Source organism: Psychrobacter sp. NZS113, from assembly GCF_015864825.1.
Taxonomy (GTDB): Bacteria; Pseudomonadota; Gammaproteobacteria; order Pseudomonadales; family Moraxellaceae; genus Psychrobacter.
The window spans coordinates 1-548 of the sequence record NZ_JADYWL010000038.1; the positions used below are offsets into that span (position 1 = coordinate 1).

Below are 548 nucleotides of genomic sequence, written 5' to 3' on the forward strand. Positions count from 1 at the left end.
AATAACGTTGAATATTATGTAACAGAAGACAGCGGTGAATTTTTAAGAGCACTAAGCCCACTGCATGTTCAAAAGCGTTTTGATAAAATAGCCTATGCGGGAATGGTACTGCGCCAAACAAGCGCTTACGACGAAATGTGCGGACAGCCCGAAAAAACCGGCAGTAATATGCTCGAAGTACCTTACGGTAAAAACAACCTGTATTGATAGAACTAGTTTGCTAGTATCTGCTCCTTTAAGGGCGGAACATGTATCAATTAAAAGCAGATAATACCGACGCGTTAAACTCAGCGCTTCGCACAAAAATGGTTGAATTTAACGCCCAGCATTTTGATGCGCAAAGGCTGCCATTAGGCTATAAATTTACTGATGAGCAGGGCGAGCTTGTTGCCGGTATTAGTGGGTGTGTGTTTGGAAATTGGCTGATGATTAGTTGGCTTTGGTGTAGCGATGTAGCGCGAGGTCAAGGGCTTGCAGATAAGTTGCTAACGGCACTTGAACAATCAGCTATTGAACTAGTTGCAACGACCGCTCAGCTTGATACGCTA

Annotated in this window: 2 protein-coding genes; both read left to right on the plus strand. The window is 43.8% G+C overall.

Going from position 1 to position 548, the window contains the following annotated elements; translation table 11 throughout:
- Window positions 1-207: DUF6482 family protein (locus tag I6E61_RS14025; protein WP_197135306.1), on the plus strand; the 207-nt coding region annotated here is incomplete at its 5' end.
- 41 nt (window positions 208-248) lie between these two features.
- Window positions 249-548, plus strand: a 300-nt coding sequence (locus I6E61_RS14030) for a GNAT family N-acetyltransferase (protein ID WP_227685994.1), incomplete at its 3' end; no start/stop codon positions are given.